Annotated in this window: 17 protein-coding genes; 1 reads left to right on the top strand and 16 read right to left on the bottom strand. The window is 33.0% G+C overall.

Features of this window, described 5'->3' with window-relative positions; translation table 11 throughout:
• Positions 1-156 precede the first annotated feature (156 nt).
• Together FVE77_RS03015 and gpmI are read right to left on the bottom strand one after the other, a co-directional pair.
• The gene (locus FVE77_RS03015; protein ID WP_026745594.1) at positions 157-11,052 is read right to left on the bottom strand and encodes an autotransporter-associated N-terminal domain-containing protein; all 10,896 of its coding nucleotides are present in this window, start codon (positions 11,050-11,052) and stop codon (positions 157-159) included.
• 524 nt (positions 11,053-11,576) lie between these two features.
• The gene (gpmI, locus tag FVE77_RS03010) at positions 11,577-13,112 is read right to left on the bottom strand and encodes a 2,3-bisphosphoglycerate-independent phosphoglycerate mutase (protein ID WP_026745593.1); all 1,536 of its coding nucleotides are present in this window, start codon (positions 13,110-13,112) and stop codon (positions 11,577-11,579) included.
• A gap of 605 nt (positions 13,113-13,717) precedes the next feature.
• Between gpmI and rpsT the strand changes: the two genes are divergently transcribed.
• A complete protein-coding gene (gene rpsT, locus FVE77_RS03005; protein WP_026745592.1) occupies positions 13,718-13,984 on the top strand; it encodes a 30S ribosomal protein S20 in 267 nt (88 codons plus the stop codon).
• A gap of 99 nt (positions 13,985-14,083) precedes the next feature.
• On the opposite strand, the gene FVE77_RS03000 is transcribed toward rpsT, so the two are convergent.
• The 14 genes from FVE77_RS03000 to FVE77_RS12615 form a co-directional block, all read right to left on the bottom strand.
• The gene (locus tag FVE77_RS03000) at positions 14,084-14,713 is read right to left on the bottom strand and encodes an NADPH-dependent FMN reductase family protein (protein ID WP_026745591.1); all 630 of its coding nucleotides are present in this window, start codon (positions 14,711-14,713) and stop codon (positions 14,084-14,086) included.
• A gap of 10 nt (positions 14,714-14,723) precedes the next feature.
• Complete coding sequence (locus tag FVE77_RS02995) at positions 14,724-15,263, bottom strand: NAD(P)H-dependent oxidoreductase (protein WP_026745590.1); 540 nt, start codon at positions 15,261-15,263, stop codon at positions 14,724-14,726.
• A 217-nt stretch (positions 15,264-15,480) separates the two neighbouring features.
• The gene (locus FVE77_RS02990; protein WP_026745589.1) at positions 15,481-16,083 is read right to left on the bottom strand and encodes a TetR/AcrR family transcriptional regulator; all 603 of its coding nucleotides are present in this window, start codon (positions 16,081-16,083) and stop codon (positions 15,481-15,483) included.
• Positions 16,084-16,355: 272 nt separating this feature from the next.
• The gene (locus tag FVE77_RS02985) at positions 16,356-16,763 is read right to left on the bottom strand and encodes a hypothetical protein (RefSeq protein ID WP_026745588.1); all 408 of its coding nucleotides are present in this window, start codon (positions 16,761-16,763) and stop codon (positions 16,356-16,358) included.
• Between the two features lie 11 nt (positions 16,764-16,774).
• A complete protein-coding gene (locus FVE77_RS02980) occupies positions 16,775-17,185 on the bottom strand; it encodes a hypothetical protein (RefSeq protein WP_051254462.1) in 411 nt (136 codons plus the stop codon).
• Positions 17,185-17,367 (bottom strand): hypothetical protein, encoded by a 183-nt coding sequence (locus FVE77_RS12625; RefSeq protein ID WP_021745959.1) that lies wholly within the window; start codon positions 17,365-17,367, stop codon positions 17,185-17,187. The genes FVE77_RS02980 and FVE77_RS12625 overlap by 1 nt, the downstream gene beginning before the upstream one ends.
• A 339-nt stretch (positions 17,368-17,706) precedes the next feature.
• A complete protein-coding gene (locus FVE77_RS12620) occupies positions 17,707-17,859 on the bottom strand; it encodes a hypothetical protein (RefSeq protein ID WP_169718706.1) in 153 nt (50 codons plus the stop codon).
• Between the two features lie 170 nt (positions 17,860-18,029).
• Positions 18,030-19,013 carry a DNA polymerase III subunit delta gene (holA, locus tag FVE77_RS02975; protein WP_026745587.1) on the bottom strand — a complete coding sequence of 328 codons (984 nt, stop codon included), beginning with the start codon at positions 19,011-19,013 and terminating at the stop codon, positions 18,030-18,032.
• A 105-nt stretch (positions 19,014-19,118) separates the two neighbouring features.
• Positions 19,119-20,750: a PTS transporter subunit EIIC gene (locus FVE77_RS02970; RefSeq protein WP_081690281.1), complete on the bottom strand. Its 1,632-nt coding sequence runs from the start codon at positions 20,748-20,750 to the stop codon at positions 19,119-19,121.
• A gap of 188 nt (positions 20,751-20,938) precedes the next feature.
• Positions 20,939-21,631 carry an N-acetylmannosamine-6-phosphate 2-epimerase gene (locus FVE77_RS02965; RefSeq protein WP_026745585.1) on the bottom strand — a complete coding sequence of 231 codons (693 nt, stop codon included), beginning with the start codon at positions 21,629-21,631 and terminating at the stop codon, positions 20,939-20,941.
• A gap of 461 nt (positions 21,632-22,092) precedes the next feature.
• Positions 22,093-22,227, bottom strand: a complete 135-nt coding sequence (locus FVE77_RS02960; RefSeq protein ID WP_332102979.1) for a hypothetical protein — start codon at positions 22,225-22,227, stop codon at positions 22,093-22,095.
• A gap of 760 nt (positions 22,228-22,987) precedes the next feature.
• A complete protein-coding gene (locus FVE77_RS02950; RefSeq protein WP_036087639.1) occupies positions 22,988-23,902 on the bottom strand; it encodes an SPFH domain-containing protein in 915 nt (304 codons plus the stop codon).
• Positions 23,903-23,937: 35 nt separating this feature from the next.
• Positions 23,938-24,363, bottom strand: coding sequence for an NfeD family protein (locus FVE77_RS02945; RefSeq protein ID WP_026745582.1), 426 nt, complete (start codon positions 24,361-24,363; stop codon positions 23,938-23,940).
• A 45-nt stretch (positions 24,364-24,408) separates the two neighbouring features.
• Positions 24,409-24,519 carry a lipoprotein gene (locus tag FVE77_RS12615; protein WP_162141758.1) on the bottom strand — a complete coding sequence of 37 codons (111 nt, stop codon included), beginning with the start codon at positions 24,517-24,519 and terminating at the stop codon, positions 24,409-24,411.
• Between the last annotated feature and the right edge of the window lie 16 nt (positions 24,520-24,535).

Genomic DNA, 24,535 nt, shown 5'->3' with positions numbered 1-24,535 from the left:
AAATATTATACTACATTTTTAATATTTTTTCATTCTTAATTTTTAAAAATTTCAAAAAAATAATAAAAAGAGGGAGCTATTCCATTTATTCTGAAATAACTCTCCCTCTTTGAAAGATTTTTTTAGATTTTATTTTATTTAAGATTAAAATTCAAATTAGTAGATTGCCCTAAATCCGATTCCACCTCTTAAATTTTTACCTTTCGTATCATAACCGGCATTTACCGTTACACCAAATCTTGTATTTTCTATTCCTATGTTAAGATCGGCTTTTCCGCTTCCACGCCTGTCATCCTTTTCGCCTCTTATGTTGAACCATCCAGCTGTTGTATAACGTACTCTTGCCTTGTTATCAACATCTCCAACTTGTCCCAGTTCATTTTCATAGGCAAGTCCTAGTTTTGCAACAAATTTTGTTCTGACTGCAAGTGGCTGGCTATACTTAAATTCCACACCAGCTTCAGGTTTTATTGAATAATAGTCATTTGACTTAACTTCCAGACGCATTTCACCTGTATTTTCTTTTATTCCAGTAAATCTTCCGTATTCAAGTTTCAGGCTTCCGTATGGTGAAATACTTATTCTTTGGCTTGCTCTGATATTTTTTCTGATCTCATTTTTTATGGAAGCTCCATACGAATGGAAGTCAGATTTTGCCTCAAAGATGTCATCAACTACAAGGAATTTTCTCTTAGTTTCTCCATTCCCCATAAACCCTTCCGCTGAAACAGTCCAGTTGAGACCGTTATTATGGTCATTTCCGATAGGCATTGACTTAAACACCCCTGCTTTTACAATGGACTGCTCCTCTGTCGAACCTCCAATATCGCTAAAATCAAATTTATTCTTAACAGCTCCTGCATACCATCCGCTTGATTCGCCCAGCCTCACAGTTTCATTTTCATGTATATAGGCAAATCCATAAGCGTTGTTCTTGTAATCAATAATTCCTGCAGTATCAGTCTTGTAGTCTCCCTTCATTCCAAATGCCTTTATCTTGTTGGAATTTTTTGTCTTAGTGTCCCATTCGTTTCTCAGATAGTCAAACTCTTTGTTCAGAAGGTTTCCTGTTGCAAATATTCTCTGCTGCACATTTGCATACTGATGTCCCATCATTTCATCATAAGCCTGTGCCAATAGGGCTTCTTCATTATTTCCTATAGTATTCAGCTTGTTGAATATCAGTTTTTCCCTTGAATCAAGAGCATTTGCATCATATCTCTGCTCCAGCCCGTCAGCAAAGTTAAATTCATTTGCTGTTCTTCCTACAAAGGCTGTATAAGGAATTTTTGTCATAAGTACACGTGTAATCTGCTGTGTTGCAGGATCCACTTCAGGTGTCGCCATCCATGTCAACGAAGCTGAATATGGCGTAAAGTTGAATATTCCAGCATTTATCTGGTTAAGGAACGGCTGCAGTATTTGTTTTCCTATTATTACATCTTTCTTGTTTGTCAGCACAGAAAATTCTGTTCCTATCAGAAGGTCGCTGTTTATTCCAATGTCAGTCGCCCCATCCAGATTAATAGGTCTTGTTCTTCCAAGCGTATCCACATACACTCCAAAGTTTGCCAGAGCGTAGTTTACTGCCGGAGTTGCATAATCTATTACCTGAACTTGGTTTTCATCCAGCACTACACCGTTTCTTTGAATTGCCAGCCTTCCATCAGGCAGCTGTACAATTCCTGTTCCTCCAATAGTTTTACTTGGATCTTTAGGAGCATAATAGTCTTCAGCTCCATTTGATGAAGTAATTTTTCCAGCTCCTGAACTTATTGCAGGCAGCGTGTTGGAAGGTGTTGCATCATTTCCTATCGGAAGGTCATTTCCAGTTACACCTTTTGAATTTCCATCATAACGTACACCATAAGATTTAAGCCCGCTAATATTAATGTTTCCGTAGTTCTTGATTATGGACTTGTTGCTCTCTGTACCTTTTATAAGCACACCATAGCTGTTATCTGCATCAATATTTATTGTTCCGTAATTTTCCAATGTACTTCCGTTTAATACAGCAACTCCCACAAGTCCCTGAACATTGCTGTTGCCTACATACGAACCGACTGTAGTTATAGTCCCTGTATTTACAAATGTGGTACCGTTATTTGCAAACACTCCCATCATTGTCTGAATCTTGTCAGTTGAAGTCGCTCCAGAAGCGTCAAGATAAATGTTTCCAGCATTTCTCAAAGTTGTACCGCTCTTATCTCCATACATTCCGATACTTAGATTTCCTGAAACGTAAATATCCCTTTCATTTGTTGCAGACGCTCCATCAATAGCAGCCATTCCAATTCCGTAGATAATATTATCTGGATCAGATTTGTCAGTTTTTCCTATTTTTATTGTTCCTCTATTTACAGCATTCGATGCTCCTGTTACAAGAATACCCTGATTTCCAATTCCTTGTGACAAGTCAATTGTTCCGTTATTTATAATGTTTGCTCCGTCTTTTCCATAAATTGCTATAATTCCGTTATTTGTTCCAGACGTAATTGTTCCATTATTTGTAACCTGTGATGTTCCTTCAGTGTAAAGGAATGTCGATTCTTTTCCTAAGCTTATCTTTGATGAAGAAGAATTTGAATAAACATTTGTTTTGCTTAATCCAGGGTTTGCAAGGATTACACCGTAAGATTTGTCCCCAACGATGAAATCAGAAGTACTGTCATTTATTACAACTCCACTTGTTCCATAGACTCCCACAGGCTCACTGTTCACTTCTGTTGCCGTGTGATCTGCCACATTAATTTTTCCTCCCAGATTGGCAGTTCCAGATTTCTTATACACGCCAATCGCCTTGTCAGCCACGTTTATTTCTGAACTTGCCGTAGTTTCCACGTTTCCATCTTCACTAAGCGAGTATATTCCAAATGAAGCTTCGTCAACATTTATTTTTCCGCTGTTCTTTATGTTGATTTTAGAGCCACTTTGTGCATAAATTCCAACTGTAGAGTCATTTTTTACAGCGGTTGTCGTCTTGTCAACATTTATTGTACCCGTATTTTCAAACGACTGCTCCATTGTACCTTCTAAATAGGCGGCAATTGAACGTTTTCCTGTAATATTAATATTTCCATTATTTACGATATTTTTTACAGCTGACGATTTATTCTGTGAGAAAATTCCAATTGAATCATCGCTTGAAAATTCCATATCTGCATTATTTGTCACGTTAGAATTTATTGAGACAATTCCTTTTGCCTTGTCAGATGTCCCCGTTATCTTCTTACCTGTAACCGTAGCTGATGAATTATCTACATAAATACCAGTAGAGCCGTTATTTAAAATCATATTATTCCATCCGCTAAATTCAGAAACTCCATTCATATAAATACCCGTTCCTTTGGAAGTTACAATAATGTCATTATTGTTCATATTTGCCTTACTGTTGACGATAAACAGCATTGGTTCTGACGATGTTGTCAATGTTCCGCTGTTGTTATAATTAAGAACTGCATTGTTTTCAAGGTAGGCAAGGCTTCCGCTGTCTGAGAAGTCATAGTTTCCGCCGTTCACGTTTATTGTCGAATCATTTCCATATAATGTAAATCCTTTATTTCCAACTTTTACGTCTCCTGTCGTATCAAGAGTAGTCTTATGTTCTACATACATTCCAACCGAAGTTGTTTCCACTTTTCCAGTTCCAGTATTTACAATGGAATCTCCAATTGTAATGTTTCCAGTATTTGTAACTTTTGAGGCTCCTGAAGTTGCCGGCTTAGGAGAAACATATATTCCCGCTGAACCTTTATCTAGCGTTATATCTCCATTATTTACAATGTTTATTGCTTTATGACCATCGGCAGGACCATTTGTCGCATAAATTCCAACTGATTTTTCTTTACCTGTTATTTCACCTTTATTTTCAACTTTATCAAATCCTATAGAATAAATTGCCGCAGATTCATCTCCAACTTCAATTTTAGAAGCTGCCGTAGTTGTTATTGTTCCAATATTTTTTGTAGTCGATCCGCTGTAGTTTGCAGTTGTATTGTTGTAAATTCCATAGATTCCTGTAGATTTGTCTCCTATGGTAATTTCACCTGAGTTAAGCCCTCTTGAGGAATCAAGGTACATGGCAGTACTTGTAACGGCATTTGAAAGATCAATTTTACCTTTATTTTCAGCCTCGTATCCTGCTGTTCCTACCCAAGTTAATCCAGGATTCTTGTTACCGTCTGCCATTAGACCGATGATATTTTTTGTACTTGGCTTAGCTTCAACTGTTACTCCTGTCTGTATTATAGCTTCCCCATTTATAACGTGAGAAAGTATATTTCCCGTATCCAAGGCATTTCCAAGTGCTACTGTTAAATTTTTTGAAGTTATAGAGCTTCCTTCTGTTATTCTTGTTCTTTCTACAGAATGTCCATTCGTAACAAGCGTTCCTCCGTTATCGTTAATAATTGCGCCTTTTTGTCCAAAGATACCTACTCCATCTCCACCAAACTCAATTTTTGATCCAGACTCAAAGTTGGCAGTCGCTCCACCTGTAACTATTGCACCAACTCCATTTTTACCGTTAAGCTTTATATCAGCTCCACTTGCAATTGTTACTGTAGAAGCAGATTTTCCATCCGATCCGTTTCCAATGTAGATTCCCGTTCCAGCTGTAGTTCCATCTCCAATATTCATTGTTCCCGCATAAGTGATATTACTCTTATTTTCAGCAAACAGTCCAACTCCGTTTTTACCTGCCGTGATATTGGCAGTCATATTTTTAGCCTGCTGTCCATCTGCATATATCCCAATTGCATAAAAGTCATTCAATCCGTCATCGCTCAATACCGAATCTCCAACTTTTATTTCATCTGTATAGGCCGTGATATTGGCATTGCCTTTCATTAAAAGTCCAATTATCCCTTTTCCTGTATTTCCACTGGCAGTATAGTCAAGTTTAGATGTACTTGCATCCAGCGTTCCTCCGTCAAGATAAACTCCAACTCCATATCCTTTTATCTTTCCGATGTTTCCTCCGTAGAGCTTTCCTGTATCTGTAGCTGTTGTTCCTTTTACATAATAGGCAACCTGATTTTGTGATTTTTCATTCAGATCAATTTCCCCTGTTGATGTGTCAGCTTTAGCTTCATCCGAAAGATATACCGCAACAGATGAATCCGCATCATCATTCAGGTTTATTTTCCCTACTTTCTTTATATCAGATTTTGGAGTGTAGATTCCTACTGTACTTTTTTGCTTCAGGTTGATTGTTCCTTCATTTTCCACAGTCGAATCTCCTAAATCTCCTTTATTCTTTGTAAACATTCCTGTAGAGCTTTCAGATTCTATATCAATCGTTCCTGCATTTAGCAGTTTGATAGTTTTTCCTGAAGCGCTTGATGAACCAAACATTCCAACAGAGTTCTTAGATGTAGGCTTTAATGTTATCGTTCCTTTATTTTTTGCCACAGCATCATCTTTAGAGAATATTCCTGTTGATTTTTGTCCATGCAGCTCAATATCCTTTTCATTTGTAACGATTGTCCCGCTATCGACACCATATATTCCAATTACAGATTCCACCGAATCTAAAGGTCCTTGAATCAAGTTATTATTTACAATTTCAGCACTTTTTGTAGCAAGCATCCCTGTACCTTTTTTACCTTTTATAATGATATTTCCATCATTTACACCTTTTGTCCCTGATTCTGTAACATAGATTCCAGTTGATTTGCTGTCATTTCCTGAACTAGGCGCTTCAATTAATATTGTACCGTCAGATGTATTAGTCACTTCTGAGCCGTTTGTTCCATACATTCCTGTTGCTTCTTCGTTAGTAATATTGATTTCATTCTTATTGTTTGCTACAGACTTGTCAGCCAGCATTCCAACGGATTTTTTAGACTTCAGGTCAATTGTTCCTTCATTTTCAGCAATCAGGTCCGTCTTTGAGGATTTTCCGTTTTTAGCATATATTCCAACCGATTCTTCCATATCGACTTCTATTTTATTCTTATTGCTTATTGTCAGCTTTTTAGCGGCTGTGCTTTCAAGCTCCCCGTAAATACCTGCGCTTTGCTTTCCAGTTCCAGATTTAAGTATAATTTCCCCGCTATTCTCAATTGTATTGTCGGCTTTTGATCCGCTAGTAAATTTACCGTAAATTCCAGCCGATTCTCCTTTATGAACTGTAATCTTTGCGTTTTCAGCATTTACAGCGTCACTGTCTTCAAGATAGATTCCTGCTGATTTTTCCTCTTTTATTTCTATCTCTTTCTCATTTGTTACTTTTGATCCCTTGCTTCCATAGATTCCAGCTGATTTCTTATCTTCCATTGTGATAGTTCCAGCATTTTTAACCGTACTTTTCTGAGCTGATATTCCTATGGATTCTTCGGATTTTGCAGTAATATTGTCATTGTTGACTACTTCCAGCTTATCCTTGTCATTGTCCTCATCATTTACTGCAAACATCCCCACAGACTGCTTGCTTCCTGCGGCAATATTTATATCCTTGTCATTCTGCAATGTCAGCTTGCTAGTTGCACTTTTTTCAACTTCACCGTAAATTCCAACATTCTTCGTTACACTTTCAATTTCAATTGCCCCTTTATTCAGTATTGTGTAATTGCTAGTCGATGCTTTAGACAATTTCCCATACATTCCTGCCGATCCGCTAGTTGCTCCCGAAGAACCGTTTATCGTTATTTTCGCATTTTCATCATTCGTCGCATTTGAGTCTGACGCGTACATTCCTGCCGAATCTTCACTTGAAATAATTATATTTTTTTTATTTGTTATTTCAGAATCATTGCTTCCATACATTCCTGCCGAATTTTTTTTCTTCACATTTATAACGCCTTCATTTTCTCCAATCGCCTTGTCAACAAAAATTCCAACGGTACTGTCAACATCCAGATCAATTTTCCCAGTATTTATTGCCTTTCCTTTGTTTCTGTCACCTGTGTTGTTTTTAACATAAATTCCAACGGAGCTTTCCTGTCCCACCACTATGTCATTTTTGTTATACACAGTTGTTTTTCCAGCTCCAGATCCAAGTTCAGCATATATTCCAGCTGACTGAGTTCCAGGAGGTGTTGCAGTCCCTTTTAAGTTTATTGTTCCCGTATTTTCGATAGTGTAGTCCTTATTATCAGTATTTTTCGCAAATATTCCTGCTGATTCCTTACCTTCAACATTTATTGTCCCTTTATTTACAGGTGTAGAATTTTCAGTATAGATTGCAGCTGATTTTTGCCCTTCTACTGTAATAGTTCCACTTGTATTATTTGTTACTGTAGCTCCATTTTTACCAAGCAGTCCGGCAGAGGCGCCACCGCTCATCTTAATAGTTCCGTCATTCGTGATAGTTTTTCCATCCGACAGCATTCCGACTGATTTTGAGTCATTTGCTGTATTTTTAAGATGAATAGTTCCAAGATTTTGAAGTACAGACTTAACTGTTCCATAAATTCCTACAGAAGTTTTTCCTTCCAGCTCTATTTTACCTGCAGCCGCATTAGTAACTTTAGACTGTTTCGCCATTATCCCAATTGCTCCGTCAGCATTTGATGTTGAGACAATGTCCTTTTCATTCGTAACAGCAATCCTGTTGTCATCTCCAGTTTCATTCTGAGCATAAATCCCAATTGAATCCTTTATGCTGATTTCTATCTTGTCTTTATTTTCTACGGTTAAATTTCCTGCAGCTCCAGTTTTTAGCTGGGCATAGATTCCCACTCCTTGAGTTTCAGTACCTGGAGAAGATGCTGTCCCTACATTTATAGTTCCCGAATTTTCAATTTTGTTTGTTTTTGAAAATACTCCATAAATTCCTGCCGATTTTCCTTTTTCAGTATTTATGATTCCTCCCGAAGCATTTGTAACTTGGCTGTCATCGGCATAAATTCCTGCTGATTCGGTTTCCTTGGCAGTTATTGTACCTTCATTCTTAATCGTAGATTCATTAGCTCCATAAATTCCTGCCGATTTTTCTTTCTCCGTAGTTATAGTTCCTCCTGAAGCATTTTCTATCGTACTCTTATCTCCAAGCATCCCTACAGAGGATTCTCCTTTTGTCTCAATTGTACCTTTATTTTTCAGTGTAGAAGTTTCTATTCCATAAATTCCAATTGATTTTTTCTCTCCCACAGTAATTGTACCTGAGGATTCATTCGTTCCTGTAGATGCCTTTAAATAAATACCTACAGCTTCCTCAGTTGCTGTCATATCAATTGTACCTTCATTTTTTATATTGGCTCCACTTAGTCCTGAAACTGTAGTCTTCAAATTAGATTTAATCGTTTTTCCGCTGTTAATTGTAGCAGTACCTTGATTAGATACTAAAAACTGGGCTGTCTTGTCAACATTTGAATATGTCGTCATATCAATATCATCATCAACTTTTACTGTCGATCCTGTATCTCCATAAAGAAGTGTTGATTTAGCACCCATTTTAAGCACTGTCAAGTTAGATAAAGTTCCAGAACTTATAGTTCCTGTTCCTGTAGAGCCAAAATAAGCTAATGCCGCTCCATCTCCAACACTAGTCTTTAAAGCGCTTATGGCAAATCCTGTACCAAACTTATCTGCATCTTCTGCATACAATCCAACCGTACCTTTCCCCAAAGTAAGCTCTGCATTTCCGTTAAATGTTACTGTCTTAGTTGAGGCGGCATCCATGTATACTCCTATTCCTGTATCATTCTTTGTTGAATCTCCAACATTAATTTTCCCAGCGACAGTTCCTTGGGAATCTTTTACAAACATAGCGATTCCACCATTTTTAGCCGATATTGTTCCATCAGACGTGTTTGTAAATATCCCGTTTTCAGAATATAAAGCAACTTTTCCACCTGCTTCAGTGGAAACAGTTCCTTCATTCGTAAATGTTCCGCCATCCTGAACTACTGCATGATGCTTTGTACTTGAAATCGTTTTATTTTGTTTGTTTGTAGCAGTTGAATTTTTCATGTACATTCCCATAGCATCAGTTCCTGTTGCTGTTATTGAATCATGATTCTCAAAAATTGAACCTTTATTAAGCATTATACCATAACCGTTTTCTCCAGTTACAGTAATCGCACCTTGATTCTTATTTGTTCCAGTTGTTCCATTGAAATACATTCCAATATTTCCATTCTTTCCTTCAACTTTAATAGCACCTTTATTATCAAATGCTGCATCTTGTGAATAAACCCCCATATTATTACCATCTTTACTGCTAATAGTAATAGTTCCACCTTCGTTGGACATATTAGTCGCTGTAGCGCTTCCAACTCTAATTCCCATACTTCCTGTAGCACCATCTTTAATATTTATATTTCCAGCATTTTTTATCTTTGAATCCACTTCAGAATAAAGCCCAAAAGAATTTTTTCCTGTTATATTAATAGTACCAGTATTTGTTGCAGTCGGTATCTTATCTAACAAGGTAATTCCACCAGATTCTTTCCCATTCACATTAATTGTCCCGCTATTTTCAAAACTAGAATTACTACCTATCGGAACTTGAGTTTTAGCCACTACCATACCATGACTTTTTTCTCCAGTTAAAGTAACATTTCCTGTATTTGTAGCTGTCATATGCCAACTAATTGAAGTCTTATTAAGATCTGCAAAGTTGCTTGTTGCAAATCCTGCTGAATTCTTACCTGTCATAATAATATCTTTTTTATTTATCAAAGTATGATTATTTTTAACAGTAGGATTTTCAGATGTAAATAGCATTGCAACCTGATTGTTACCTCGCCCTTCAATAGTTCCGCTGTTTATACCTGTAACCTTCATATCCCCAGCATGAGTGTCCGGCTGTACTTCTATACCTGCTGTAAGATCAGCTTCTAAATAAATTTTACCCTTATTTTCAAAAGAATAGTTAGGACTGCTTATCCCCCCTTGTTTTGTAGGAAGTCCTGGATCCAATGTTATTGCTCTTTTTTGTGTTACGTCTACATACATAGTTGTATTATCAGCTGCAGTAAAATTTCCAGTATTAGCAATGTATTCGGCAATTGCATTTCCTTTACCAACTTTTGAACCGTCAGATAATCTATAAGTTCCACTTAAATTCTTATTCATATTCATTGTAGTCCCTTGAGCATTTCCATAAGCATCCAAATTTGGAACTGTAAACGATACTGTACTTGGTGTTAAACTAGGTGGTGTAACACTCGGTGCAGCCGGCTTATTTACACTAATTGCACTAACCGGTGTAACGCTCGGAGGCGTTATTGTCAAAGTATTTACTGTAGGTGTTGGCGGCGTTATTTCCATGTTCAGCTGTGGCGGTGCAATGTTCAGGCTGATTGATGGCGTTGACAAGTTCATCGTGATGTTTGGCGCAGTTACTGTTGGCGGTGTGTCTGGTTCCTGTGGATTTGGAACATTGATAGTTACTGGATTCAGTCTAGGCAATGTCAGCACAGGTGCTTCCAGAGGCGTGTTAACGTTCAGGCTGATTGAAGGTCTCACAACTTCCCTTGGCATATCAATTTGTGGCATAATTGTTATTTCTTCTTTTAAAATGGATTTTGGACGTACATTTGCCATTATCTGAATTTCTACTTCTGGCTCTTGAACGTGTAATAACGAAGCCAGCCCATAAGACGTTGATCCTACAGATGATGAATTAATCGGCGGATTTACAGCTCTTCTTCTATTTGCCAAAGCTCCTGTTTCTGCCCAGTTTCCACGGTTATAAATTCCTACAAAAGGGTATTTGGAAGCCTTGTCTCCTCTTCCCTTGTAAGACCCATTGTTCTTTGACATAAAGGTATTTGATCCAAATTGCCACGAATCCCATTTTGATTTTACAACGTGATCTCCCTGTTCCATCAGCTGAATTAATTCCAGATTCAATTCTTCTATAGTTTCTTCATTTTCCTTTTTTGCCTTCTTTATGGCGGTACGTGTCTTGTCAGCTGACATTATAAGCTCCTTGTTTGCACGTTCATAAAGTACATTTGAAGATGTATTCACTCCAACTGAAAAAGTTATCATTCCCGTTATTAGATACGTGAACAGCAGCGACTCCGTGTACTTTACATTTTTAGCCCTTTTAGCAAAGGCTTTTAAATCTTTTTTTGCCTGTTTTAAATTGTTACTCATACTCTAAATTCTCCTTTTTACATTTTTCTTTTTTAGCTTTGGATAATCAATTAATTTTTACCTGCCTGGATTATCCGATTACTATTTTTTAAATTTTAAATGCTTATTACTCTGTAATAATTACAATTTTTTAATTATTCATAATTATAGCCAATCATACCTGAAACTGTTATTTCCCTCAATATCATTAATATCTAAATCATAATAATGATACATTAAACTGATTGGCTTATGAATTATGTTATTTAATTTTTGCTAATAAAACTGCTTTAAAACCAAACTCAAAAATCATAGCTATTCTACTCAAGCTCCAAGCTTAATTGTTTTACCAGTTTGATTTTGAAGAAGCTTAAATATTTTTCAAATTTAAATCTAAAATTTGAAATTGCTTTTCGTAGTATTATAGCATTTTTTTATTTCTATTACAACAAAAAATCTCTCTTTTTTATATAAATTTTAGAGAGATTTCTTTTAATATACTATTTTTACGATTGTTTTTAAATTGATTTTTAATTATAAAACCATTATTTTATAATTAATGTACTTCCATCCATTTCAGCTGGTTTTTCCAATCCTAATAAATCAAGCATTGTTGGAGTAATGTCAGCTAGTTTTCCATCTGTTCTCAATTTTGCATCTTTCATATCATTTGAGATGAAGATAAATGGAACAGGATTTACAGTATGTGCTGTATGAGGCTCTTTAGTTTCAGGATTTACTAATAAGTCAGCATTTCCGTGATCTGCTGTAATTAATACTGCACCATCAAGTTCCAATACTTTTCTTACAATTTGCCCAGTACAGTTATCCACCGCTTGACAAGCCTCCATAACAGCTTCTACATTTCCAGTATGCCCAACCATGTCAGGATTTGCAAAGTTTAATACAACTGTGTCAACTTTTCCAGTATTTAATTCTTCTATTAATCTATCTTTCACTTTATAAGCGCTCATTTCAGGCTGCAGATCATAAGTTGCAACTTTTGGTGAATCAGACAACAATCTGATTTCTCCTGGATATGGTTCTTCTTTTCCTCCGTTGAAGAAGAATGTTACGTGTGCATATTTTTCAGTTTCTGCTGTTCTTACTTGGATTAATCCAGCTTTTGATACAACTTCCCCAAATCCATTTACAATCGTTTCAGGCGGGAATGCCACTGGCGAGCTGAATGTTGCGTCATATTGAGCCATTGTAGCAAAGTTTACTTTAGGATAAACTTTTCTTGTAAATCCAGTAAACTCAGGGTCAACAAATGTTCTAGTTAATTGTCTGGCTCTATCAGGTCTAAAGTTTGCAAAAATTACACCGTCTCCATCTTTAATTAATCCATTGTCTTTTGAACCAATTTTAACAGGTTTTACAAATTCATCTGTAATTCCTTCTGCATAAGAATTTCTGATTGCTTCATCAGCAGTTGCCGCCAAGTTTCCTTCTCCAGAAGTTAGAGCATCATAGGCAAGTTCTATTCTATCCCAGTTGTTATCTCTATCCATTGCATAGTATCTTCCTACAACTGTAGCAATTTTTCCTACACCAAGTTCATCCAATGCTTTTTGCAATTGTGCCAAGTACTCCACTCCACTTTCAGGGGCAGTATCTCTTCCATCCATAATCGCATGAACATAAACTTCAGTAAGTCCTTTTTTCTTAGCCATGTCAGCTAATCCAATTATGTGATTAATGTGACAGTGAACTCCACCGTCAGAAGTCAATCCTGTAATATGTAAAGCTTTTCCATTTGCTTTTGTAGTTTCCATAATATCTGACAGCACTTTATTTTCTAAAATTGTACCTTCTTTAATAGCTTTTGTAATTTTTGGCAGCATTTGGTAAACTACTCTTCCAGCACCAATATTTGTATGCCCAACTTCAGAATTTCCAAACTGTCCTTCAGGCAATCCTACAAATTCCCCATCTGCTCTCAATTCAGTATACGGATACTCTTTTACATAATTGTTAAAATTTATCGGTTTTGCTAATTTTACTCCATCTACTTCATTATCATGATGGTTCATTCCCCATCCATCCAAAATTATTAAAACTACTGGTCTTTTTTTCATAAACATTCTTCCTTCCATTTTTTAAATAACTTTCTTTTTCTATATCTATTATACAGATTTTTTCTAAATTTATCAAGGAATTTGAATAAAAAATTCCAAAAAACCTTTTTCAAATCTTATGTTATAAGTTCTTCTTGTTAATAACTGTTTTTTTTTAACGAAATTTTGCTTATTTTAAAATTTATAATTTTTAATCAAAATAGCCGTTTTATGATTAAATTAAAAATGTCGTGATTTTTTGGGAATGAAAACTACTGTTTGAGCTTTTTCAAAACATTTAAAAATATAAATATCTAAAGAATTGGTATAACTTTTATTAAAAAGCGAGTTTAGTTTTCATTTCAAAAAAATGCTTAGACGAGCTGGGTTTGCAAAGGGGATAGCGACTGTTCCCCTTTGCTTTATAAAAAAAGAAAAATATATAAATAACAAAAAAATATTTATTGATTAAAATAACCTAGTATCAAGTATCAAGATAATAGAAAAAATTTATTCTTTATAGCTTGATTTTTCTTGAAAAAAATGATAATATATTGTGTAATTTGCATATATTAAATTATATAGCATTTTATTTCATAAGTAAAAATTATTGAAAGGAGAAATAAATGGCACACTCAAAATCATCTAAAAAAAGAGTTTTTATTGGTAAAAGAAATGCAGCTAGAAATCAAGCTATTAGAAGCAGAACTAAAACTTTCGTAAAAAAAGTGCTTGCCGCTGTTGAAGCTAAAAATGTCGACGAAGCTAAATCAGCATTAAGCGTAGCATATAAAGAATTAGATAAAGCTGTAACAAAAGGTGTTCTTAAGAAAAACACTGCATCAAGAAAAAAATCTAGATTAACATTAAAAGTTAATTCATTGGCAAATTAATTTTTTTTGCCACTGATTGATTTTAAAAAAATTTTTTTAAGATTAACAAAAATAAAAGACTATCACAATCTAAGGATAGTCTTTTTTAGTTATACAATTTTAATTACTTTTTCTAAAAAGTTCCCTTACTCTCAAATTATTTTTTCTACCTTTTAAAATCCATGAAATTGTGCCTTGAAAAAAATATAGGCTTTTCAACCAGTTTGGATTTACATAAATATCTTTATCACTTTTTAGAGTTAGAATATTAGCAGAAAATTTATTTAGCACTTTACCTAAATTTTTGAGCGGTCCTTGCCCCAGTTTATATTTTTTTAAATACGGCAACAATTCCCCTGCACCTGCACCAATTCCTTGTCCCCAGTCTGCCTTAACTTTCTCGCACCAATTTTTCATCTGCAAAATTGCCAACCGATTTTGCTTACCTTCATAAAATCCATTATTCGCCATGCAATAAATTTTAGTTCCAGATTTTATAACTTTTTCCTTTTCAAATTCTACAAGTAATTTTAACAAATTGGACGGAATTCCATCAACATACAAAGGAAAAAGAAATATTAAGATGTCACTATTGTGAATTTCATTTTTAATTTTATTATCTAATCTAACAGAAATTGAATAATATTTTTTTATTTCATTATCTTTAAGCAAGGATAAAATATAATTTCCTAATATTTCAGAATTACTTTTGCCTGCTTTTGGACTTCCGTTTATTATACTAATTTTCATATCTATTCTCCTAATCTTCTAAAAATGAAACTTTAAAAGTTTTTACATCTAAATTTACGCTATTGGCCTTTACTATTTCTTTAGCGGCTGTCTTTTCATTTGGCGACAAATGTTCCCCATAAAAATATACATTTAAGTCAAATTTTGTTTTATTTCGTGTAATATGATGCATCTCTTTATTTTTAAATTTAAAAAATGGCAACAAATATGGAATTGTCCTATCTAGCACATTTTTTACAAACGGACTGTAAGAACCATAGACACATTGACTTATAATTACAACTTTGTCTGCTTTTGAATATAATTTTGCTAAATTTTCATATCCATCCTTAATTTTACATTTCCCCGGAGTTTTAATCCAGCATTCAAAACATCCCATGCAGCTTTTAATTCTATCATTGTCACAAATTATAGATATATCTTCATCGACTATTATTTTCTTTTGATTTATGCTATCTTTTATTTTATCCGTAATTTTTTCCTTTTTTTCAATTTTCCACTTTAAATTTTCCAATTTTTCATCGTCTAAATCGTGTATAATTAATTCCATATTTCTCACCTTCCATAGACATATTAAAATCCATCTAAAATTTAACTGCTAAATATTAACAATTTAAGTTTCAAAATCGTACAATACCCAGCAACTTTCAATTCTATGATAAAACTGTCTTAAAATAAAACTCAAACACATAACTATTTTACTAAAATCTTAAATTTATATAATTTTTAATAGTTCTATTTCAAATGGATTCGATTATATTTTAAGATTACTTCGCTATACAAACTGATTTTATTATCTCCTCTATTTTTTCTTCCCAGCTTTCAGAATACTTTATATCATTTGTAATCATTATTGTTGTCAATCCTTGTACCAACGCCCACATTGCTATAATTTTATCTTGCATAGCCTGATTTGGCACTCCCATTTTTTCAAGTATTTTCATTGCCTCAATTTTTAATATGCTAAAAGCTTTTTCATTATTATTTTCTATTTTTGAAAACTTTGAGAATAAATCTATTTTCATATTTTTTCTTGAAATCATAAAATGATAGTATCTATGATTCTCACAAAAAAACATAACGTACGTTTTTCCTAATTTTACCAGCAAATCCTCTTGATTTTCATATTTTTTCCTCGTTCTATCAAGTTCCACCGCCAATATTCCCCATATATAATCGCTCATTGCGTAAAGCAAATCACTTTTTTTCTTAAAATATGTATACGGTGCCGCATTACTTACTCCACACATTTTAGCCACTTTTCTTAAAGATAATTTTTCTTCTCCTGCTTCATTTATAACCTCTATCCCTTTTTCAATCAATTCTTCTCGTAAATTCCCATGATGGTAACTTTTTTTAGATTTTTCCATACTTAAATTCCCCCTAACTTTCATTATCTTATCACCGTAAAGATTATACAACTAAATCTTATCACTGTCAAGTTTGTTTTAAAAATTTATTACTACTTTTTAACTGAGATTATTATAAATTACTATTTTTATAAAATTTATTGGATAAAAAGCTGTTTTAAAAACTCAAATTATATGCAATATAAAAAAAATAACCGCTGTCTTTTACAACAACGATTACTTTTAATTTCTATTTTTAAAAATATCAATTCTTTTTTAATTAAAATAAATAATTACCTTAATATTGAAAACATAAAAAATTTATATGGTTCTTTAGGTTTGTATTTTTTTATAACTTTTAAAATATCTTCTTTGTTCTTATAATAGATATTTATATCTAAACCATTACTATCATCTATTAAAAAATATTCATCTTCACATTTTGAATAATCATATTCTCCAGGCTTATATAATGTTATTCCACCTGAAATAACCCTACCATAGTAGTATTTACCTCTTTTACCTATTTCTATTATTTTACATCCGTCTTCCCATTCTAAAAAGTATTCTCTTTTTTTAAAATTAAAATCAAATCTATCCCAGTAAAATTCTTTAGGTACATAAAAATTATTTATTACAAATAATTTAAAAGACAGCACTATTATAATTATCAAGATTATTGGCATAATTTTTTTTAACATTTCTATTACTCCTATCTTCTTTGAGATAATTTTCTTTTTACTTCATTTTCTATTTCTTTTAGTGATTTTAAAGTTTTATTAATCTTGATTTCTTTTTTTCGTGTTTCCATTCCAAAAGGGTTTCCACCTTCCAATTCTTTTCGCGGATTGTTTCGTGAACCTGAAGCTAAAATATTTTTCACATCATCAAAAGTATCTCTATACTGAATAAGTACTGTTATATTTACATTATATCCTCCATTAATTTTTTTTATTTTTCCATATGAAGAAGTAAATAAACTAGTATTCCCCAGTGCTGTAAATTCGGTCTTAGATAAAGTAAAGTCTACTATTTTATGTTCTTTTAGCCTATCTTTATATCCCAGTTCACTGGTATTTTTATCTTTAATAGAATCCGTCCATCTATTTACAATTTTATTCATTAAACTTGCAGTAGCTTTATCATTAAATAATCTATACTTTCATCTGGCATATAATCATCTATAATGAGTTTTTGTTTATTCCAATTTCTTGAACTATAAAAAATATCATCTACTGTTTTCGTTATTGGTACTAAATATTGATTTCGTATTTTACTGTGTATTCTGCTGTTATTATACCACATTTCTTTATAATTGTATATTTCTGCTTTATGCTTCTAAATTTTCAAACCTTTACTGCAAAATAAGGTTTTACGGCAATAAGCAATCCTGCAAAAGCAAAAAAGAAAAAACATAGTAATTATAAAAAAATATTTATTAATCAAAATATCTAAAAATAATTTAGTTGAATGATTATAAATCCATTATCAAACAACCTTATTATAAAAAATTATTTCTATTTTTTTAATGGGATTTAGTATAAAAATTCCTATAAAATAAAAAAGAGAGCGTCAAAATGCACCCTCTTTCATTATTTTCTAACAATAATCAGTTTGTATTAAAACTTAATTTCACAAAAAACTTTATTTCTTTATTTTTTCTACATCATCTTTTTTCTTTAGTTTTTCATCACTTTCCTTATCTTCCTCCTGTTTTACTCCCCACGCTTCAGGCTTAGGCACACAAACTGGACGTCCTTCTGGCAGCATATCCCATATTTTTTTTAATATTCCCATTAGAAATACACCTCTTTTCTGTTTACTTTTAAATTTTATTTTATTGAAATTCTGTCGTATTTTTCACGGAATTGCAGTTAAAACAGCTTTTAAACAATCTAATTATGAATCCATTATTTACACATCTCTGTTCAATGTTTAGATTCGTTCATATTTTACAATTTTTAAAATTATTTTTTTCTAAATAATGAGCAAATTTCCATTATTAATATTTCAATTCCCGTTTCCATCTCTATTTTTCCAGTTTTTATATCTTTTTCAATTTCCCAGCATCTAAAAACTAATTTTTTTAAACTGGCATTTGTGTAGTTTTGTTCGAGTTCTATTTTTTTGAAAATCACATAGGAATTTGGGATTCTGGTATTGGATTTGAAAATTTCCTTTATTTCTTCAAATTCCATTTTAAAAGTGTTGTAATTTTTGCTGAATTTTCGCCCTTTCATTTTTAACGAGCTTATTTTGTACATTATTTCAAGTTCATTGTAAAGAGAATACAAGATTCCCATATATTCTTTTTTTTGCTCCAAGTATCTCATTACATCCGCCGGATTGTTTAACAATATGTTTCGGGTCATTTCATAAATTTGGTACTCTTTTTCAATAGACACAATATTTTTAATTTTTTCAATATCAAACTTTTCTCCATCCAGAAAAATCTTTATTTTTGCAACTTCATTTCTGACCTTAAACGGATTGCTCCCTATCATTTCAAGAAGCATTGCCACATCCCTTGCGTTTATATCCAGTTCATTTACAACATAAGCCCGTATTTCCTCTTCTGTTTCCTTTTGAAATAAAAAAACTTCCATTTGCTTATTTTTACTAAATTCATCCAGCAGCTTTTTTAATTTTACTCCGAATTTTCCGTCTTCCCTGTCATAATCAATAATAATTTCCTTATTTACTATCTCAAGGTTTGCTATGTATTTCAAAATTTCCTCAATATTTTTAAGCTTTTCTGCTCTTTTCAATACAACCAGTTCCTGACTCGAAAATATGGAATTAATATTTATTTTTTCCAAAAATTTTTCATTTTCCTTCAAATCCACATCAAAAAAACTTTCACTAATTCCAACATTTTCTTTCCGAATTTTCTCCAAAAGTTCAAAATACTTAAATTCTCTTTGCTTTTTTCCTCCAATAAAATAAATCATTTATTCCCTCGCGTCTATAATTATTTTTTATTTCTTGAGAAAATTATATCAAATTTTTGGTATAATTTGAACTTTAAAACAAAAAACAAATAAAATTTGTAAAAATTATATTCTATATTTTTCTCTTATTTGATTTTTATATGTCTCAGCCTGAGTTCCGTATACTACCTGAATTCCTTTTCCAGAACGAATTACACCTTTTGCCTGCAATTCTTTCCATCTCGCATCATCAGCAACTATAGAGGCATCTTTTACAGTAACTCTAAGTCTTGTAATGCAGGCATCTATATTTTCTATATTTTCTGCTCCTCCCAATGAAACTACTATATTGTCTATAAGTTCTGTATTTTCTTTGGCTTCGTTATAGTCTTTTCTTGTATAAAGTTTATTTTCAGAATCTCCTCTACCTGGTGTAAGAATGTTAAATTTCAAAATTAATGTTTTGAACACAAAGTAATATACAAGTGCATATACAGGGCCTAATATTAGTATCCAGTAATATGAAGTCTTTGCATTTCCTTGTAAAAGTCCAAAGAAAGTGAAATCTATAATTCCTCTTGAGAATGTAATTCCTACTGCCACATTAAGCACATACATCAGCATATAGGCAAGTCCTTCAAGCACTGCATGAATTACATATAGTACAGGTGCTACAAATAAGAAAGTAAATTCTATTGGTTCAGTTATTCCTGTAAGGAATGATGTCAATGCAGCTGACAGCAATATTCCTTTTATAGCCGCTTTATTCTTGTCATCTGCAGTTCTGTACATTGCAAGGGCCGCTGCAGGTAATCCAAACATCATAGGCAAAAATCCACCTGTCATTGTTTTTGTCGCCGCTGCGCTAAAATGTTTTACTGAAGGATCTGCAAGCTGCGCAAAGAATATATTTTGCCCTCCTGCTACCATCTGTCCTCCCACTTCCTGATAACCTCCAAGCTGAGTATACCAGAACAGAGGATATATCGCATGGTGCAATCCAAATACATTTAACAATCTCATTGTAAATCCATAGAAGAATGTTCCTATAGCCCCTGTAGCTGCAAACATTTCTCCAGCTTTTACAATTCCCATAAAAATTGTAGGCCAGATAAACGGAAATATCGCTGCCAAAGGAATAAATAAAATAATCGTCATGACAGGCACAAATCTATTTCCACTGAAAAATGCCAAATAATCAGGTAATTTTTTATCTGAAAACTTGTTTGTAATTGCCGAAGCCATAATACCACACACGATACCACCAAACACACCCGTCTGTAATGTAAATATTCCAAGTTCCTTCGCATATAATGCCGCCGTTCCTCTTGCCGCGGCTTCACTCAAACCTTTTCCAATAAGAGCATCATAAGTTACTGAATCAGGAGTTATTCCTTTAAAACTCAATATTGTTCCTATTATAGTGTGAAAAAGCAAAAATCCTAAAACAGCTGATAAAGCGGCAGTTTCTTTGTTTTTATTTGCAAGCCCTATAGCTACACCAACCGCAAACAGTAAAGGTAAATTTGCAAAAACAAATAACCCTGTGTTAGAAAACAGCTGCATAAGGTAATTTAACGGAGTTCCCGGTTCAAGAAAAGTTAAATTATACGTTTTTATAAGGACAGGATTCGTAAAAGAACCTCCCACCCCTAAAAGTATTCCCGCCATTGGCAATACTGCGATAGGTAACATAAAAGCCCTACCTATTTTCTGTAATACTGCAAAAATTCCATTATTTTTCATCGCATATACCATCTATTGAAACTATTTAAAATATTAAATTTCCTCCTCCCTTCCTATGTTCTAAAACAATTTCAACAATTTCCTTTCTATAAATAATATTTATTTTTATCACTAATTTTTTATATAATTTTAAAAATTTAATACTAACTCTCTGTCTTTAGAATATCTTTTCGGTAATAAATAAAAAAATTGAATAACTTTTACTCCATTTCCCTAACAAATCTTTGAGCAATCTCAAGAGGTCTTGTTATAGCACCTCCAACAACTACTGCAAACGCACCTAATTCCAGCATTTTTTTCGCCTGCTTCGGTTCATGTATCTTTCCTTCTGCTATTACTGGAATATGAAGTGTTTTAGCAAGATTTTCTACTAATTCAAAATCAGGCCCTTCTGATTTTTTACTGTAGGGAGTATAGCCACTAAGCGTTGTTCCTACAAAATCTACACCAGCTTTTTCAGCGTTCACGCCTTCTTCAAATGTTGAAATATCTGCCATTAATAACACGTCAGGATATTTTTCCCTAATTTTTTTTATAAATTCATTTATTGTTTTTGCTTCAGGACGTTCTCTCATTGTACAGTCTAGTGCAATTATATCTGTTTTAGCTTTCACTAAATCATCTATTTCCTTCATCGTTACAGTTATATGCTGAGGAAATCCTTCATATTGCTTTTTGATTAATCCTATAACAGGTAAATCTAAGTTTTTTTTGATTTCTTCAATATCTCTTATTCCATTAGTTCTTATTCCCGCTGCTCCAGCCTGTTCTGCCGCAATAGCCATAAGATGCATTATAGTCCCATTTTCTATATAAAGAGGCTCCCCAGGCAACGCCTGGCACGAAACAATCAATTTCCCTTTTAATTTTTCCAATAATTCTTCTTTACTCATAATTATACCTTTTTTTACCTTTCGCTTAATGTTTCCTATATTCCTATGTTACCCCATTTTTTCAATTTGTCAATAGAAAAAGGTTTTAATTTTTTATTATAAAAAAAATTTTATTTTAATCTTTTTCAAATTATGCTCGAACCCTTTTATCTATCAAAATAACACTGTTTCCTGTCTAAATACTGGAAATCAAAAAATTCATGAAATTAAAGCTATTTTTTCTATTATACAACCTATGTATATCCTTTAATCAAATTTTATCATTAAGTATCCGTATAAAAGATTTTTTATTTAAATTTTGGAAAACTATTTATTGTTAATAAATGTTTTTTTCATAATCTAAAAATAAAATACTTAACCAAAAAAGACAGGAACACATTCCCAAATCTGGAAAGCCCCCTGTCCTTAAAATTCATTGTTTTTAAACTGCCGTTATTTCATCTGTTCCGTATCACACATAGCTAGTATGTTCTGTTTCCATAATCGTCCTTGCAGTAATACGTTCCACTAGCCCTCCTATAACATGTTTCTCCTCTTTCAGCAGCTCTCCGATCTGCATTTCTCCAAATGTCTATATCCTCTGCAGTACATCCCATAATTGCCATAGTAAAAATAATCATCAGTAAAATTTTCTTAAACATCGCATATCATCTCCTTCTGTTTTAAATATCCATGTCAAATTATTATTTCATTTTATGTATTCTGATTATGTTTTTATATTTTTATTGTACAATATTTTATGTTGGAATACAAGGTGTTTTCTATATTTCTTCAATTTGTTCTTTTCTAAATTTTAGCTGTTATTCTTTGCATTTTAAGTGATTTAATACTATTCCCCCATTTAAATAACGAAATTATTACAAACTTTTCTGATAAAGGTTATAAATCTAATATTTTCAAACAATTAAAATATAATTTTCATTTTTCAAACAGATTCTAGTATAAATAACCCGTCGGAGCATTTTTCTGTGCTGGCAAAACTGTCTTAGCATAGCGAGTTTTTTGTCAGTGCAGAAAAATGTCGTAGACTAGCCATAGGTTATTGCGTAGCAATCTTGCCAAATATTTTGATTATCAGGATAAACCTTTACTGCAAGATAAGGTTTTGCGGCAATGAGCAATCCTACAAAAATAAAAAGAAAAAACATAATAATATGAAAAAATATTTATTAATCAAAATATCTAAAAAATAATTTAATTTAATAATTATGAATTAGCTATTAAACAACCCTATTATAAAAATTTTAAATGAAATTTAGTATAAAGTTATTTTTTTCAAGATTATACTATTACAACCTATATAATTATTAAAAATTTTCAAAAAAAGACTGAACATTTTGTCCAGTCCCATATAATCTATTTTTGTTCCACATCTTTATCTTTTTTAGCAAATTCCGAAAATGCAGTAACCATTCCAGCCAGATTTTGTAACTCGCTTGGAATAATGATTTTTGTTGATTTTCCGTCTGCCACTTTTTCAAATGTTTCCATTCCTTTTAATGACAATACCTCTTTTGTTGGTGCAGCTTCGTTTAACAGTTTCAATGCTTCTGCTTGTGCTTTTTGAATTGATAAGATTGCTTCTGCACGCCCTTCTGCTTCTTTTATCTGCTGTTCTTTTTTAGCTTCTGCTCTTAAAATTGCAGCCTGTTTTTCTCCTTCCGCAACCAAGATTGCCGCTTCCCTTTTTGCTTGTGCTTCCAGAATGTTTGCCCTTTTTTCACGTTCTGCCTTCATTTCCTTTTCCATTGCTACACGAATGTCAGCTGGTGGCAAGATGCTTTTCAATTCCACACGGTTTACTTTTATTCCCCAAGGATCTGTTGCATCATCCAGTTCCTGACGCATTTTCGTGTTGATAATATCTCTTGAAGTCAATGTCTGATCGACTGTCATATCTCCAATAATATTTCTCAAAGTTGTTGCTGTCAAATTTTCAATTGCTGAAAGTGGACGTTCTACTCCATAAGTGTACAGCTTCGGATCAGTTATCTGAAAATAAACAACTGTATCAATTTGCATTGTGGCGTTATCCTTTGTAATAACAGGCTGTGGAGGAAAATCCACAACTTGTTCCTTTAAAGACACGCTTCTTGCAACCCTGTCAAAAAATGGATTCAGAAAGCTAAGCCCCGAACTTAGGGATCTATCGTATTTCCCCAATTTTTCAATAATAAGTACACGTGATTCTGGTACAATCTTTATTGATTTAAAAATGTAAATTAACGCTATTACAATAAGAATAACTATTAATGGTAAACTCCAATACATAATAATATTACCTCCTATTTTTATTTAAAAAATTATCATTTTCTTTCAAGAATTATCTTGTTGCCTTTAAAGCCTTTAATTTTAACAATTTCTCCATTTGACAATATTTCCTCGCTTACTCCTGTCCAAATGGATCCTTTAAATTTTACTTCATATTCCTTTTCAGCTTGTTTAGTATCGACTACTTTTTCAATTTTTACATCAGTCCCTTTCATGCTCGCATCAAAATTTGTCTTTCTTTGCGATTCAATGTATTTTCTCAAGACTGGACGTGTAAATATTAGGAAAATTACCGAAAGTACAGCAAATATTAAAAACTGTATTAGCGAATCTTCTATAAAATTTGCAAGAAACATTACAATTAAAGCTGAAAGTGCAAACCAGATTGTTACAAGCCCCGGAATAATTATTTCCAGAATTGCCGCTGTTCCTGACAAAATTGCCCAAAATAATGCTCCCATTTTTCTCTCTCCTTTTTTTCTGATAAATACTTTAACTACAAAATCTTAAAGTCCTGAAAAACCTACTCCAACATGAATCGAATTTGTCCCTTTTCCAGTACTGCTGCAACCCGCAAGCGTGAACAAAATCATAATCAAAATAATTAACTTTTTCATTCCATCTCACCTCTTT

The organism is Leptotrichia hofstadii (assembly GCF_007990525.1).
In the GTDB taxonomy this organism is placed as follows: Bacteria; Fusobacteriota; Fusobacteriia; order Fusobacteriales; family Leptotrichiaceae; genus Leptotrichia; species Leptotrichia hofstadii.
The sequence above is the reverse complement of the archived record's forward strand: the minus strand, read 5'-3'. Positions and strand labels throughout refer to the sequence as shown.

What these genes read in the sequence shown, in the direction of transcription:
- FVE77_RS03015 (WP_026745594.1), bottom strand. Translation starts at nt 11,052, where the DNA reads ATGAGTAACAATTTAAAACAGGCAAAAAAAGATTTAAAAGCCTTTGCT.
- gpmI (WP_026745593.1), bottom strand. Translation starts at nt 13,112, where the DNA reads ATGAAAAAAAGACCAGTAGTTTTAATAATTTTGGATGGATGGGGAATG.
- rpsT (WP_026745592.1), top strand. Translation starts at nt 13,718, where the DNA reads ATGGCACACTCAAAATCATCTAAAAAAAGAGTTTTTATTGGTAAAAGA.
- FVE77_RS03000 (WP_026745591.1), bottom strand. Translation starts at nt 14,713, where the DNA reads ATGAAAATTAGTATAATAAACGGAAGTCCAAAAGCAGGCAAAAGTAAT.
- FVE77_RS02995 (WP_026745590.1), bottom strand. Translation starts at nt 15,263, where the DNA reads ATGGAATTAATTATACACGATTTAGACGATGAAAAATTGGAAAATTTA.
- FVE77_RS02990 (WP_026745589.1), bottom strand. Translation starts at nt 16,083, where the DNA reads ATGGAAAAATCTAAAAAAAGTTACCATCATGGGAATTTACGAGAAGAA.
- FVE77_RS02985 (WP_026745588.1), bottom strand. Translation starts at nt 16,763, where the DNA reads ATGTTAAAAAAAATTATGCCAATAATCTTGATAATTATAATAGTGCTG.
- FVE77_RS02980 (WP_051254462.1), bottom strand. Translation starts at nt 17,185, where the DNA reads ATGAATAAAATTGTAAATAGATGGACGGATTCTATTAAAGATAAAAAT.
- FVE77_RS12625 (WP_021745959.1), bottom strand. Translation starts at nt 17,367, where the DNA reads ATGTGGTATAATAACAGCAGAATACACAGTAAAATACGAAATCAATAT.
- FVE77_RS12620 (WP_169718706.1), bottom strand. Translation starts at nt 17,859, where the DNA reads ATGGGAATATTAAAAAAAATATGGGATATGCTGCCAGAAGGACGTCCA.
- holA (WP_026745587.1), bottom strand. Translation starts at nt 19,013, where the DNA reads ATGATTTATTTTATTGGAGGAAAAAAGCAAAGAGAATTTAAGTATTTT.
- FVE77_RS02970 (WP_081690281.1), bottom strand. Translation starts at nt 20,750, where the DNA reads ATGGTATATGCGATGAAAAATAATGGAATTTTTGCAGTATTACAGAAA.
- FVE77_RS02965 (WP_026745585.1), bottom strand. Translation starts at nt 21,631, where the DNA reads ATGAGTAAAGAAGAATTATTGGAAAAATTAAAAGGGAAATTGATTGTT.
- FVE77_RS02960 (WP_332102979.1), bottom strand. Translation starts at nt 22,227, where the DNA reads ATGGGATGTACTGCAGAGGATATAGACATTTGGAGAAATGCAGATCGG.
- FVE77_RS02950 (WP_036087639.1), bottom strand. Translation starts at nt 23,902, where the DNA reads ATGTATTGGAGTTTACCATTAATAGTTATTCTTATTGTAATAGCGTTA.
- FVE77_RS02945 (WP_026745582.1), bottom strand. Translation starts at nt 24,363, where the DNA reads ATGGGAGCATTATTTTGGGCAATTTTGTCAGGAACAGCGGCAATTCTG.
- FVE77_RS12615 (WP_162141758.1), bottom strand. Translation starts at nt 24,519, where the DNA reads ATGAAAAAGTTAATTATTTTGATTATGATTTTGTTCACGCTTGCGGGT.